We start from the raw sequence: 13,854 nt of genomic DNA, 5'->3' as shown, positions 1-13,854 counted from the left end.
GAGGGGGGTGGGGGGTGACAGGGGATTACCGGTGGGTAACCAGAGGCGAGCCTGTCATGAACCTGTGAATCCCCGCTTCAGGATTGCGCACACTTCCAGGGTGATCTACGCCACGCCCGCATACGATGTTCCGCTCCAACTCCCTTGCGAGACAGTGCACCTGACGCTACGTCGGAGCAGCGGCTCAGGCGTCGCTCCGGGGTTCCCAGCCCTCGTACGCCGCTGTCAGCAGGCCCAGTACGCCGTTCGCGGTGATCTCGCGGGGATTGGCATACGAGTCAGCAACGGTCTGCGCGGTCGCGACCGTCAAGTCCGGTTCCTTCAGGCCGAGTTCGGCGAGGGAGCGCGGAGCGCCGAGGCCCCCGGCCAGCTCTCGGAGGGCGCGGGGGACGTCGTGGGTGTCCAGTGCGCGGGACAGGGCGGTGATCGCGTCGGGGGCGGCGGACGCGTTGTAGGCGAGGACGTAGGGCAGGACCACCGTGTGGGTCTCGGCGTGCGGCAGGCCGAAGGTGCCGCCCAGCACATGGCACAGCTTGTGATGCAGACCCATGGTCGTCGCGCCCAGGCAGGCACCGCACAACCAGGCGCCATAGAGCGCACGGCTGCGCGCCTCGAGACTGTCGGGGGCGGCGGCCACCAGGGGAAGGGCCCCGGCCATCGCCTGTACACCCTCCTCCGCCATCAGCGAGACGAGAGGCGAGGCATCCGGCGCGTAGAGGGCCTCGGCCGCGTGCGCGAGCGCGTTGACACCGCTCGTCACCGAGAGCGGGACCGGGAGCGCGAGGGTCAGCTCGGCGTCGTAGACCACGCTGCGGGGCTGGACGACGGGATCACGGCCGGTACGTTTCACACCGTGCTCGGTCAGCCCCCACACCGGCGTCATCTCCGAGCCGGAATAGGTCGACGGGACCGCCATCAGCGGCAGGCCGGTGCGCAACGCGATCGCCTTGCCCAGCCCGATCGCCGAACCGCCGCCCACCGCCACACAGCCGTCGGCGCCCGCCGCACGCGCCACCTCGACCGCCCGGCCGACGACCTCCACCGGCACATGCATCCGAGCCCCGGCATGCAGCCCGACGCATGCGTCACCGAGCGCGTCCGCGACGAGCCGCGCGATGGCCTCGCCCCGGCTGCCGCACACCACCAGCAGCCTGCGCAGACCCAGCCGCGCCGCCTCCCCCGGCGTCGCGGACACCGCGCCTCCGGGCCGGAAGACAACGCGCACGGGCCGGGTCTCGTACGAGAAGTCGAGCGGGGTGCTCATGGCGGCTCCAGTACATGGTCGAAACGGGCGTGCCGGAAGGGATGGGCGGCCCCCAACTGCCGTGCCGGCTCGCGCGGCCGGAGATCCGCCGTGTCCTGGAGGCTGTCGACGACAGCGCCAGTGATGTCGGTCGTGATTTCCGTGGTCATGCCACTCTCCTGGTGACGGAGGCCATGCTCCGTCGGCGACTCACAGTTCGAAACTGACGAATCCGTCGGCCGCTTCCGACGCCGGCGCCGTCACCGTATAGCCGAAGCGTTTCTTGAGGGCGCCGACGTCCCATGTCGCCGCGCGATCACGGTAGTTGAAGACGATCTCCTTCCGGGCGCCGCCGTGCTCGAGGATCCGGGCGACGGCGATCTCGTTGGGGTGGTCGTGCCGCGCGCCGCTGGTGGATATCAGATAGCGGTCGCAGTCGATGAGGTCGAGCAGCTCGTTCGAGAGGTTGTGGTCGCTGCCGTGGTGGGCGACCTTCAGGACGTCGAGGTGCAGCCGCCCGCCCGCCGCCTCGGCCCGGGGCCGTATCGAGGCAACGAGCCGGCGGTCGTCCGCGTCGCCGGTGAGGACGACGCGCCTGTCCTCGAACTCGAAGAGCAGTCCGATGCTGGTGAGGTTGGTCTTCGAGGTGTCCGGCTTGAACGGCGACGCGGCGAGCTGCTCGACGTTCGGGGTCCCGAAGTGCTCGAACCCCTCCACCGGCGGGACTTCGTCGGGGTCCCGGCCCGGGAGCAGTCCGTTCTTGGCGCACTCCTCGCTCCAGACCGGGGCGAGCCGCTCGAGTTGCCCTCGATCGGGCGAGAGCACCTCCATCGTGGAACCGTCCTCGAACCAGGCCAGCTCCCGCCCGACTTCGACGCCGCGGCCGCCGAACGCGTCGTTCCACGGCACCTTCTGCGCCAGCAGGGCGCTGGTGAGCTTCTCGCCGTCCACCGCGCCGAACCCCTCGGCGTCGAGGAGCTGGTCGAAGCCGTTGAACCACACGTCCCCGAACTCCACCGATCTGTCGGCGTCGTCCATCAGGGCGAGCACCCCGAGGATGTGGTCCTGGTCGACATGGGTGACCACCAGGAGGTCGACCAGTCCGTCGAGCCCGGCGAGCGTGGGCTTGATGCGCGGATACGTGCCCGAGCGGCCGCCGTCGACGAGGATCCGGCGTACGAAGGTGTCGTCGCCGTACTCCAGGAGCAGGCAGTCGCCGTCCTCGCCGGGCATCATGGTGAACCTGATCATGGGAGCCTCCCAAGCGGACCGGTCATCGCGGCCTCCCGTGCAGCGCGACGATCACGAACGGCTCGCGCATGTCGACGCGCCAGGACAGCCGTCGGGCCTGGTCGAGCCGGTCCGAGCACTCCGGGTCGTCGGGGAACTCGGAGAGCCCGTGGATGAGGCGGCTCAGGCCGAGGGTGAAGACCGGGACCCCGCGGTCGAAGGCCTCGACGAGCGCGTCGCGCGCCCCTTCCCGCTCCGCTTCGGTGTGCGCGCGGCGCAGCTGGCGCATGGCCCACAGCAGGGATCCGTCGCTCATCCAGTGGAAGTCCTGCCGTAGCCGGGACAGCCACGGGTCCCAGCGGCGCCGCCGCTCGCTCAGCTCGCTGCCGACCAGGACGTACGCGCCCGCCACCGCCGCGAGCGGGTTGGTCATCTTGTCGTAGAGCATGCTCTCCGCGTCCTTGACGAGGGTCGCGGCCGAGTCAAAGGCGCCTCGGACCATGTAGCCCAGGGCGGGTCCCACCCTGCTGTCGCGCACGGTCACCGAGGCGGCGCTGCCGGTGGGGCTCTGCCGTTCGTTGACGAGAACCTCGATCTGCGCGCTGCCCCAGGGCGCCGGGAGAGTGACGACGTATTCACTGCCGGCCAGCGAGACGACCAGGAACTGGCGTGGGCCCGTGGGCCCGCAGAGCGTGGGCTCGCCGTGCTCGTCGACCGGGCCGTGCGGACCGAAGCGGTAGAGCCGCGCCGCCGCGTCGCCCAGCGCGAGACTGGGGACGGAGTGGGGCGCGGACTGGGCGATGTCGAACACGACCGGTCGCTGCGGGGGCTCCTCGGCGAGTGTGAGCATGGACGCGAACTGCCAGCTTGTCGCCTTGGGTTCGCCGATCCAGGCGGCATGGCCGGGTTCGATGACCGAGGCCCACTCCCGCACGCCGGAGTTCGATCCCTTGGAGCGGGGCACCGGTACCGCCTCGCCGTCGTGATAGGCCCCGTAGGACTCGATGTTGCCCATCAGGTACTGCCAGGAGTGCGACTCGTACGGCGAGGGCGCCGTACGCAGCGTCACGGACGTGTCGGCGCCTTCCCGCGCCTCGGCGTCCTTGGTGAGCAGGACTCCGGAGGGCAGCGTGGCGGTGACGAGATAGCGGCCGGGGTCGACCTCGTAGCGCGCCGGGGCGGCCGAAGCGCCGCAGGGGAAGAGGACGTTGCGGTGCGCGATGCCCCCGCCGTCGGCCGGGTAGATGTTGCCGACGACCTTCGCTCCGCCCAAGACGTCGGTCTCGGTGAGGCTCAGCGCGATCCGCACGCGCAGGACGGCGGTCATGGCTTCACCAGCTGCACGCGCCGGAACACCGGACGTACGGTGACGGACTTGGTCCGTACGTCGTGGTCGCCGACTCGCGCCTCGAAGTCGTAGTTCCCGAAGCGGAGTTCGATGGCCCACTCGCTCTGTGGATCCGCGTCGTCGACCGCGCCGGCCGGCCGGCGCAGCCGCTCGAGGCCGCCCTCGCGGCAGACGAACTCGGCTTCGGCGTTCTCCTGCGCGCGCTCGCAGCCCACGTACACCGGAACGACGGGTGGGCCGGGCAGCTGGTGAAGGACGAACACGGGCAGTTCCCCGACCGAGGGGACCTGGACGCCCGCGACCGCTCCGGCGAACTGGGGCTGGTGCATGAAGTGGTCGATGGCTTCCAGGAGATGCGAGGTGTTGACCCGCCAGTCGCCCTCGGGGTCGTCGCTGGCCGCACCGGCGAGGCTCTTGAGCAGCGCTTCGGTGAACAGGCTGACCTGTCCGGGCCGTGCGTGCGAGCGGTCTCCGGCCAGGGTCGCGTAGTACGGGATGTGGAACCGTCGGGGGAGATCGAGCGGACGCGTTCCGCCCCCGAGCGGTGTCTGTCCGGCGAAGCGCGTGCCCGAACTCTCGATCAGGACATCGGAGTTGGACCGGCAGGCGTCGACGAAGAACACCTGCTGGCTGGCCTTGCACCGCTTGAGTCCGTTCATCAGTCCGGCGAAGTCCAGTGCGCCGTTGAGGGGGTTGTGCTGGTCGGCGAAGATGTCGGCGGCAAGCAGCGCCATGTCGTCACCTTGCGAGACTCCGTGTCCGCAGAAGTAGAAGACGAGGCGGTTGTCGACGTGGCTGTCGCCGCGGTCGTTCCACTGGGTGACCGCGGTGAGGATGTTGTCGATGGTGGCGACCTCGACATCGTGCGCGGCGTGCGTGCGGGGGTTCACGAACGGTGCCGGTGGCTCCTCGCTCAGCAGCAGGGCGAGACTTCCGAGCGGCCGCTGCGGATCGGTGTACTCGGACAGCAGCCAATGCGCGAGGGCGCGGGCCGAGATCGGGGGCGAGCTGAGCTGCCGCATCCCGTCGGAGTCCGCCACCGGTGCCGCGCCACCGGCGAGATGCGGGTACGTGCCGACGCCGATGACCAGTGCGTGGGTGCGCGGAAGGCCGGCGTCCTCATCCAGGTGAACTACGGAACCGGCCATGGATCCTCCGGAACCCGACTGTGCCGGAGACTGCCCGCAAGCAGCATTTCCCTTATTATATTTCTACAAACCCGTTGTGTCCTGGTATGCCCGCGTCCCGGTACACCAGTGAACGTGAGGCCCGACATGGCCAAGAATCTCGTCATCTGCCTGGACGGCACGGGCAATCAGTTGAAGGCGAAAGGGAATACGAACGTCGTCCGGCTCTACGAAATGCTGGACCTCTCCGACCCCGCCCGGCAGATCGCCTACTACGACCCCGGCGTCGGCACCTTCTCCGCCGCGGGCGCCTGGACACCGATCGCCCGGCGGCTGTCGAGACTGTTCGGTCTCGCCTTCGGCTCCGGGATACGGACCAACCTCGCCGAGGCGTACACGTATCTGATGGAGCACTACCAGCCCGGCGACCGTATCCACATCTTCGGTTTCAGCCGCGGCGCGTACACGGCCCGCGCCCTGGTCGGCATGCTCAAGGCGGTCGGCCTGATGCGGCCCGGCATGGAGAACCTCGTGCCCTACGCCGTGTCGGTGTACGCGAAGAACAAGGACTGGACCCGGGACGACTGGGACCAACTCCACCATTTCGCCGGGGCGTTCAGCAACGCGGTCGAGGGGCGCGTCGGCATCTCCGTCGCCTACCTGGGCCTCTGGGACTCCGTGAAGGCGGCCGGTGTGCTGCGCTGGAACCTGCGGTGGCCCTACACTCGTCAGGTCCCGAACGTCGGCCGCGTCCGGCACGCCGTGTCCATCGACGAGAAGCGCAGGCCCTACCGCGAGTACCTCGTCACAGCCGGCGACCTGAAGCGGCCCGCGCCCGCCTCGATCGAGCAGGTGTGGTTCGCCGGAGTCCACTCCGACGTCGGCGGAACCTTCGACGACGATCCCCGGCTCGCCACCGTCGCCCTGAAGTGGATCGTGGACGGCGCCCTCGACGAGGGACTGCTGCTGAAGAGCGGCGCGTACGCCCGCGAGGTGACGCTGGTCCCGGAGGACGCCCTGGGGGCAGTGCACCGGACAGGCTGGATCTGGGCCCTGCTCACCTACCGGCGTCGCCGGCTTCCGCACGGCGCCCATGTGCACTCGAGTGTCCGCGCGCGGCTGGAGACGGCTCCGGAGCGGGAGGCCGCGGAGCGGATCCCGGCCTCGGCGGTCTGGTCGGACACCGAGTGGCTCACGGCTCACGGCGACGGCCTGCGGACCGCGCCGAATGCGGAGTCGTCGGCTCGGACCTGAGAGCGGGGGGCGCAAGGCGGGGCGCGGACAGCGGCGCACACAGCGGCACGCGGACAACGGCACGCGCACAGCGGCACGCGCTGAAAGTATGATCAACCAATGTCTGACATGACCGAAACCACGCCCGGCTGGCTGTCCAGCGACGAGCTGGAACTGGCCCGCGCACGCATGCCGATCCTGTACGTCGAAGCGGTGCCGGTGCGCGTCGACGACAACGGCGAAGTCACCCACATCGGGCTCCTGCTCCGCATCGGTCCGGACGGGACGGTCAGCCGCACCCTCGTCTCCGGCCGGGTGCTGCACCACGAGCGGGTCCGGGACGCCCTGCTTCGCCATCTGGAGAAGGACCTCGGCCCGGTGGCCCTGCCCCGCGTCCCGGCCTCCCTGCAGCCCTTCACCGTGGCCGAGTACTTCCCGACGCTGGGGGTCACGCCCTTCCACGATCCCCGCCAGCACGCCGTGTCGCTGGCATACATCGTCCCGGTGACTGGCGACTGCCGCCCTCGGCAGGACGCCCTCGACCTCGTCTGGTTCAGCCCACAAGAGGCCTCGTCGCCGATGGTCGTCGACGAGATGCCGGGCGGGCACGGCGTCCTTCTCAAGCAGGCCCTCGCCCACGTCGGCTGCCTGTCCTGAATGAGGCTGTGGAAAGGCCGTCCGGCGTCACGAGGTGGTCGGCAGGCGTGGGGCCACGTGCATCGGGCTCGGGCTCAGTGCAGGTCGGCCCGGGCGGGGCTGTCGTCGAGGAAGCCGCCCGACTGGTGCTGCCACAGCTTCGCGTAGGCGCCGTCCGACGCGAGGAGCTCCTGGTGCGTGCCCTGCTCGACGATCCGTCCGCGGTCGAGGACGACGAGCTGGTCCATGGTGGCGACCGTGCTCAGCCGGTGCGCCACCACGAGCGCCGTCCGTCCCTCCATGAGCCGCCACAGCGCCTCCTGGACGAGGAGCTCGCTCTCGGAGTCCAGGGCGCTCGTCGCCTCGTCGAGCAGCAGGATCGGCGCGTCGCGCAGGATCGCCCTGGCGAGGGCGACCCGCTGGCGTTGTCCGCCGGACAGCTTGACGCCGCGCTCACCCACCATGGTGCCGAAGCCGTCCGGCAGCGCGTCGGCGAACTCCGTGACGTGCGCCGCCTCGGCCGCGCGGCGGATCTCGGCGTCGGTGGCGTCCGGCCGGGCGAACGCGATGTTGTCCCGTAGCGTGCGGTGGAACATCGCCGGGTCCTGCGGCACGTACGCGAGCAGGCTGCGCAGGTCGGCCTGGCGCAGTCTGCTGATGTCCTGACCGCCGATCAGGATCCGGCCGGCGTCGATGTCCGTCATCCGCAGCAGAAGCCGGGTGAGCGTGGTCTTGCCCCCGCCGGACCGGCCGACGAGACCGATCTTCGCCCCGCTCGGCGCGGCCAGGTCGAGTCCCACGAAGAGCGGTTCCGCGCCCGCGTGGGCGAACGTCACCTGCTCGAAGCGGACGTCGGCGGACCCAGGCAGCAGTGGCTCCGGCGACGCGGGGTCGCGCACGGTCGGCGGCGTCAGCAGCAGTTCGGTGAACTGCGCGGCCTCCGTCATCGAGCTCTCCAGGCGGCGGTAGATCTGGTTGAACTCGAACATGATCCGCGTCGCGTTGGTGTAGTACGTGAAGGCGACCACGACCGCCTCGACGCCGTGGCTGCCCCCGCCGAGCGCGACCGCGAGCAGCAGGCCCAGCGCGTTGGTCAGCACGGACAACGGCGCGACCAGCGTGTCGATGCGCAGATTGCCGTAGTCCCACGACCGCAGGGTGAGCCGCCGCGACACCGCGACGCGCGACCGGTGCTCGGCGGCCTCGTGTTCTTCGGCCGCGAACGCCCGGACCGTGTCCATGTTCATCAGGCTGTCGGCGACGTTGCCCGACACCCGGGCGATGGCCTCCTCGCGCTGATCGACGAGCGCCTGGCGGCGACGGATGAGCGGCGTCACGCACAGCGCCGTCAATGCGATCATCGCCAAGAACCCTACCACGAGCAGCGGTTCGTAGCGCCACAGCACTACGGACCCGAACACCAGCGGTACCAGGCTGCCCACGACCTGGAACGTCAGTGTGTCGACGAACTCCTCGAAGCGGGAGGCGAAGCTCAGGACCCGCTTGGTCAGCGACCCGGCGAAGTTGTCGTGGAAGAACGCGGCGTCCTTGGCGAACAGCTCGTCCATTCCGATCACGTACAGGTGCTCGATGCCGAGGGCGTCAACGCGGTTCAGGTAGTGCAGGCCGACGCGCCACAGCGTCTCCGCGAGCAGCAGGACTCCGGCGAAGCCGAGGACGTAGGGCAGCGTCGAGCCGATGGTGATACCGGCGTCACCCGCGATTCGGCCGACGAGCTTGGCGACGAGCAGCGGCGCGATGTAGTTGATGCCGATGTTGCCCAGCGCCGGCAGCAGCATCGCGGGTGCCGTCAGCCGTCGGAGCCGGGCCAACTCCCGTCCGTAGTACCGAAGTGCGAGGAGCACCGAGCCCCTGCCCGGCGGAACCTCGCGCGATTCAGGCGATCCCATCCCCACCCCGTGCTCGGGTCGTCCTCCGACGGGCGGGGCACGACGACGGAGCCCCCCAGCAACTCGCCATGACACTGACGTGCGAGTACGGGCAGGCCAGGAATCGCAGTGTCCCGCGACGGCGCCCGCGGAGTCCAAGCGTTTTTCTCAGCCGGCGGCGCGCCGTACACACGTACGACCCCGGCTCGTACGGCGTGCAACTGGCGGAAATGATCGGACAGTTACGTGGAGAGCGCCTTGGTGAACGGAGTGACGGGGCGCTCCAGGCGTTCACCGTCCACGGTGATGTCGACCGCTTCGTTGTAGAAGGCGAGCAGGCCCTTGATCACGCCCACCGCGGGCAGCGGATCCGGGTAGCTCCAGACCACATGCGGCGGAACGCCGGCGCCGTCCCGCCACGACCAGTACTCGGCGGTGCCCTTGTACGGGCACCCGGTGCCGTGCTCGGTGGGGACGAGCAGGTCGAGCCGGACGTCCTCGCCCGGGATGTAGTACCGCACGGGCAGACCGGTCTCGAAGAGCAGCACCGGACGGCGGGTGTCCGCGACGACGGTGCCGGCGATCTCGACCCGGACGTGGCGGCTGCTCGGGATCGCGTCCACCCGCTTGTGCGGGTCGCGCGGGTGGATGAAGATCTCTTCCTCCTCCTCGTACCAGTGGTCGAGGCCCTTGCCGCTGCGCCGGAACCACTCGAAAGCGATGTGGCCGGCCAGGTCGTCGGCGGGGAACGTCCAGGCCGCGTTCTCCAGCAGCTCGCCGTCGACTTCGAGGTCGTAGAAGATCCGCGATCCGGAGTGCGCGCCCATCGGGGGGTTCTTCGCCGGGCGGAGCAGGTCCTCGCGGACCTCCTCGCGCGGGAAGGCGTACTGCGGCACGGGCAGGGCGGGCTCCCAGACGAGTACGGGGTGCCGGCTGTCGACAACGGTGGTGTCGCCCGTGCGGCCGCGCACCCACCGTTCGCTGGGCTCCCACAGGAGGCCTTCCGGGGTGGTCCTTACAGCGCGCGCGGTGGGGAAGGTGGTCATGACCCGCTCTCCTTCGGATGGCGCTCTTCGGGGCGGGCGAACACCCGCAGGTGCATCCACAGTGCCACCCGGTGATCACGGGGGGGCGAAGCCGGAGAACCTGATCGCGCTGGCGAACGTCAGATACCCGCGTGTGCGGACTGCCGGCCGATGCCGGTGCCCCCGCCCGTGATCAGCGCGGTACTGACCTCGAATCGCTGTGCCATCATCCCTTCCTTCCCGGGGTCCGCCCGTGCCACAGCGGCCGGGCGCCTGCTGAGGGTGCGGAACAGACGGCGACGTGGGGTCACCCGCGACGGATCGCATGCCGAACTCCTCGCTGTGCCCGCCGGCGCCCTGATCCGCAAACCCGAGCGGCTCGACTTCGCGGAGGCGTCGGCTATCGGAGTCAACTTCGTCGTCGGCGCCGTCGAGACCGCTCAGCTGGACAAGGGGGAGACGATCGCCGTCTTCGGCGTCTGCGGTGGCGTTGGCAGCGCGGTCGCGCAGATCGCCCGGGTGTGGGGAGCCCCGGGTCATCGGAATCGACCGGGTCGCCCCGGAACAGGGCACCCCAGCGGCGTCGGTCATCGCGCGCTGCGTGCCGTTCGGCGGGGAGCCGGGTGAGATCGGCTCCGCGGTGAAGCGACTCACCGGCAGCGCCGGCCCAGACGTGGTCTACGACGCGGTCGGCCAGGTTCGCACTCTGCTGGAGGACACCGCAGACATGTCACAGTCGCCGACGCACTCGTCGGCGTCTATCACTCTCTGACCACGCAGAAGGGGTGCCCAGCCGGATCGATCAGGACCCGCCACTTCTCCTCATTCGGCTGATGGTCCGGCGGCTGGTGGTCCGGCTTGCTCGCGCCCAGTTCCAGCAGCCGGGCCTCGGCCACGTCCAGGTCTTCCGCGACCTTGAAGCAGATGTGAAGCTGCTGGGGAACGGTCTGCTCGGGCCAGCTCGGAGCCCGGTAATCGTCGACCCGCTGAAAGCCGATCAAGAGACCATCCCCCCAGTTCAGACCGGCGAAGTCGGCGTCGGATTTCGGGTGTGGCTCAAGGCCAGTGGCCTCCTGATAGAACGCCGCCAGGGCCAGCGGATCAGGGCAATCGAGTGTTATCGCGCTCAACTTCATCTGCAGGGGCATGGCGCCTCCGGGCCGATAACTGGACTTTCGCGATGCACACCTTAGAGGTCGCCGCCCACTCGCTTCGCGCCCCATCCCTGCAGAACAGCTACACCCAACTTCGATGTCGACGGACAGCCCGCACCCCTGTGGAAAACGCAAGTGGCCCCTGACCGGCGGATGCCGGCCAGGGGCCATCTGACGACGGTCAGGCTATGCCGACCGGCCTACTGCGTCAGCCGTCGTTCTCCGAGGACGGGAGGAAGGCGCCGGGGACGTCCTTGGGCGCGTAGACCTTCTTGTCACCCGGGAAGGGCTTGGAGAAGTTGAAGGTCTGGTACCAGGTGTAGCGGTCCATCTGGGCCGGGTTGGCGGCGTCCGGCACGGCGTTCGGGCCGGTGAAACGCTGCTTGGAGGCCCAGCTCTTCCACTCGTCCGCCACCGGCTGCTGGGCCGCCGCGACCGCGGTCGTCGTGGGCGCGGCCGCCGCCGCCGGGTTCTGCGGGGCCGGGGTGTCCGTACCGCAGGTGGGCGCCGGGTTCACGCCGAGGGTCAGCGAGGTCCGGTTGGGGACGGCCGTGAACGGCGTGTTGTCCGCCTTGTTCGTGAACGCGCCGAACATCGGGGTGGCCGCGGTGTCCATCTGGTTCATCGGGTGGATCCCGAGGATCTGCTCGATGGTGCGCATCATCGTGACTTGCGAGTAGTAGTGGCTGTCGACGACGCCGTGCTTGGCGTACGGGCTGATGATCTGGATCGGCGCACGGTGGCCGTCGACGTGGTCCTGGCCGGCCTGGGAGTCGTCCTCGACGATGAAGATCGCCGAGTCCTTCCAGTCCTTGCTGTGCGTGATCGCGTCGACCGTGCGGCCGACCGCGAGGTCGTTGTCGGCGACCTGGGCGGCGGAGTTCGCCGGGCCACCGGTGTGGTCGTTGGAGTACCAGAACATGTTCAGGTTGGCAGGACCGTTCTTCTTGAAGTCCTGCTCCCAGACCTGCTCCTTGTAGACGTCCGGCACGCTGGTGTCGAACTTCGGGAAGCCCTGCACCGAGACGTCGTTGAGCGAGGGGATCGCCGAACCCGTCTGGATCGGGTACTTGGACGGCGAGCCGGTCGCGGCCATGTCCTTGCTGTCGCAGTACAGGTTCTGCCAGTTCGAACCCGACGGCTTCTGCTCCAGCGTCTGGAACTCGCCGTAGTCCTTGACGGACTTCCCGGCCGCCTTCGCACCGGTCCAGATGAAGCCGGTCTTCTGGTGGCCGAGGACATCGTCCTCGGTGTCGTAGGAGCGCGTGTACTCACCGGCGGAGGACTCGGTGTACTCCGGGTCGTCCGACTGCGTGAGCCAGTTGTGGCCCTCGGCGGAGTTCGTGGCCATGTCGTAGAAGTTGTCGTACAGGCCGAACTGCTTGGCCAGCGCGTGCTGGTTGGGCGTGACGTTCTCGCCGAACGTGGTCAGCGAGGGGTCGCCGTTGCCCTGCGGGATGTCGCCGTAGACCTGGTCGTAGGTGCGGTTCTCCTTGACGAGCAGGAAGACGTGCTTGATCGTCGAGGGGTCGCCGAGCCGGGCCGGGACCGGCACCGCGGGCACGTTGGCGTTGGTCTCGGACAGCTTGAGCGAGTCGCCGCTCCAGCCGTTCATCTGGAACACCTTGGGCGTGTACGACTTGACGACGTCGTCGCTCGGCAGGGTGAACGTGGTCAGGCTGGACGTGGTGTCGTGGGTGCCGTGCCGGGCCGTGGTCGAGCGACGGGCGTCTATGCCACGGGTGTTGGAGACGACGATCTTCCCACCGACGCTGGCGATCTCCGACGGGAAGTAGTCCGTCGGGAGCAGGCCGACGTAGCGGGCGGGCTGCTGCGGGCCGGAGTAGCGGTAGACCGCGACGGCGTTGGCGCGGCCCAGCGTCACCAGCAGACGGCCGTCGTCGGTGAGGGTGACGGCGTTGGGCTCGTAGCCGACCGAAGCCTCCGCCCACGGCTGGGTGGAGATGGTCTGGACGACCTTGTCGCTCGTGGAGTCGATGACCGAGACGCTGTTGTCGGAGGTGTTGGTGACGAACAGCACGCCGTTCTTCGCGTACACCGCGGTCGGGTGCAGACCGACATCGATGGTGCCCACGGCGGCGGACGCGTCGGCGGTGTTGATCACGCTGACCGTGCCGGTGGTGGAGGCGCCGGTCTCACGGTCCGCCGGGACCTGGGTGCCGTAGGAGTTGATGGTGGTCTCGCCGGCCTTGGCCGGGCGACCGCCCTCGTTGGAGACATACAGCTTGCCGCCGACCAGGGCCAGGCCGCGCGGGGCGGTGCCGGTGGTCCAGGTTGCCTTGACGGTGCCGGTGGCGGCGTCGATGGCGACGACCTTGTTCTGGCCGTTGACCGCGCCGTACACGGTGGAGCCGTCGGCGGAGAACACCGCGGCGCCCACCAGGGCCTGCTGGCCGCTCACGGTCGGGATGCTCACGGCGACCGGGTTGGCCAGGGTGCCGTCGGCGTTGACGGTGAACTTGGTGTAACCGGTGGCCTGGCCCAGCCACAGCGACGTGCCGTCGGGCGAGTAGGTCGGGCCTTCCTGGCCCACGGCGCTGCTGCTGATGCGCAGGTTGTCGGCCGCGTTGGTGCCGATCTTCTGCGCCACCTTGCCGGTGGTGAGGTCCATGATCACCAGGGCGGCGTCGCCGTCGGTGACCGAGGCGGCCAAGTGCTTGCCGTCCGGGCTGACGGTGGACGACATGATCTTGCCGTCGTTGATGACGCTGCTGTCGCCGTAGGGCTGGAGGTGCTGGTCGTCGGAGACGACCCGGCCGTTGGCGGTGACCTGGCCGACCTGCTCGGTGCCGAACTGAGCCGTGGAGGCTACGGCCGTGCCCGTGACGCCGAGGGCGACCGCGATGCCCGCCGTCACCATGAGCGACCGGCGCCCGACTCGTCTGCCGAGGACGTGGAACTGGCCCTTCTGGCTGACCTGGCGCTGCCGAATTACGTGCATGGAAAAC

General features: G+C 69.4%; 12 protein-coding genes. 3 read left to right on the top strand and 9 right to left on the bottom strand.

Going from position 1 to position 13,854, the window contains the following annotated elements:
• Positions 1-184: 184 nt before the first annotated feature.
• From AB0D27_RS25145 to AB0D27_RS25125, 5 genes are read right to left on the bottom strand one after another with little or no spacing between them, the layout of a single operon-like run.
• Positions 185-1,264 carry a maleylacetate reductase gene (locus AB0D27_RS25145; RefSeq protein ID WP_362512826.1) on the bottom strand — a complete coding sequence of 360 codons (1,080 nt, stop codon included), beginning with the start codon at positions 1,262-1,264 and terminating at the stop codon, positions 185-187.
• Positions 1,261-1,413: a hypothetical protein gene (locus AB0D27_RS25140; RefSeq protein WP_362512823.1), complete on the bottom strand. Its 153-nt coding sequence runs from the start codon at positions 1,411-1,413 to the stop codon at positions 1,261-1,263. Before AB0D27_RS25140 ends, AB0D27_RS25145 begins: the two co-directional genes overlap by 4 nt.
• Before the next feature lie 40 nt (positions 1,414-1,453).
• Positions 1,454-2,494, bottom strand: a complete 1,041-nt coding sequence (locus AB0D27_RS25135) for a hypothetical protein (RefSeq protein ID WP_362512821.1) — start codon at positions 2,492-2,494, stop codon at positions 1,454-1,456.
• Between the two features lie 22 nt (positions 2,495-2,516).
• Positions 2,517-3,800, bottom strand: a complete 1,284-nt coding sequence (locus AB0D27_RS25130; protein ID WP_362512818.1) for a hypothetical protein — start codon at positions 3,798-3,800, stop codon at positions 2,517-2,519.
• The gene (locus AB0D27_RS25125) at positions 3,797-4,969 is read right to left on the bottom strand and encodes a caspase family protein (protein ID WP_362512815.1); all 1,173 of its coding nucleotides are present in this window, start codon (positions 4,967-4,969) and stop codon (positions 3,797-3,799) included. Before AB0D27_RS25125 ends, AB0D27_RS25130 begins: the two co-directional genes overlap by 4 nt.
• A gap of 126 nt (positions 4,970-5,095) precedes the next feature.
• Here AB0D27_RS25125 and AB0D27_RS25120 point away from each other — a divergent pair, with 126 nt between their 5' ends.
• Together AB0D27_RS25120 and AB0D27_RS25115 are read left to right on the top strand one after the other, a co-directional pair.
• Positions 5,096-6,202, top strand: a complete 1,107-nt coding sequence (locus AB0D27_RS25120) for a DUF2235 domain-containing protein (protein ID WP_362512813.1) — start codon at positions 5,096-5,098, stop codon at positions 6,200-6,202.
• A gap of 99 nt (positions 6,203-6,301) precedes the next feature.
• Positions 6,302-6,838, top strand: coding sequence for an NUDIX hydrolase family protein (locus tag AB0D27_RS25115; RefSeq protein ID WP_362512810.1), 537 nt, complete (start codon positions 6,302-6,304; stop codon positions 6,836-6,838).
• A gap of 74 nt (positions 6,839-6,912) precedes the next feature.
• On the opposite strand, the gene AB0D27_RS25110 is transcribed toward AB0D27_RS25115, so the two are convergent.
• The gene (locus tag AB0D27_RS25110) at positions 6,913-8,727 is read right to left on the bottom strand and encodes an ABC transporter ATP-binding protein (protein WP_362512807.1); all 1,815 of its coding nucleotides are present in this window, start codon (positions 8,725-8,727) and stop codon (positions 6,913-6,915) included.
• Positions 8,728-8,948: 221 nt separating this feature from the next.
• Positions 8,949-9,752, bottom strand: a complete 804-nt coding sequence (locus AB0D27_RS25105; protein ID WP_362512804.1) for a DUF427 domain-containing protein — start codon at positions 9,750-9,752, stop codon at positions 8,949-8,951.
• A gap of 321 nt (positions 9,753-10,073) precedes the next feature.
• Here AB0D27_RS25105 and AB0D27_RS25100 point away from each other — a divergent pair, with 321 nt between their 5' ends.
• Positions 10,074-10,358, top strand: coding sequence for a hypothetical protein (locus AB0D27_RS25100; RefSeq protein ID WP_362512802.1), 285 nt, complete (start codon positions 10,074-10,076; stop codon positions 10,356-10,358).
• Between the two features lie 134 nt (positions 10,359-10,492).
• On the opposite strand, the gene AB0D27_RS25095 is transcribed toward AB0D27_RS25100, so the two are convergent.
• Together AB0D27_RS25095 and AB0D27_RS25090 are read right to left on the bottom strand one after the other, a co-directional pair.
• On the bottom strand, positions 10,493-10,879 hold the full coding sequence (locus tag AB0D27_RS25095) for a VOC family protein (protein ID WP_362512799.1): 387 nt from the start codon (positions 10,877-10,879) through the stop codon (positions 10,493-10,495).
• Positions 10,880-11,093: 214 nt separating this feature from the next.
• The gene (locus AB0D27_RS25090) at positions 11,094-13,847 is read right to left on the bottom strand and encodes an alkaline phosphatase family protein (RefSeq protein WP_362512796.1); all 2,754 of its coding nucleotides are present in this window, start codon (positions 13,845-13,847) and stop codon (positions 11,094-11,096) included.
• Positions 13,848-13,854 lie beyond the last annotated feature (7 nt).

Origin of the sequence: Streptomyces sp. NPDC048415 (assembly GCF_040651675.1) — a bacterium.
Taxonomy (GTDB): Bacteria; Actinomycetota; Actinomycetes; order Streptomycetales; family Streptomycetaceae; genus Streptomyces.
The sequence above is the reverse complement of the archived record's forward strand: the minus strand, read 5'-3'. Positions and strand labels throughout refer to the sequence as shown.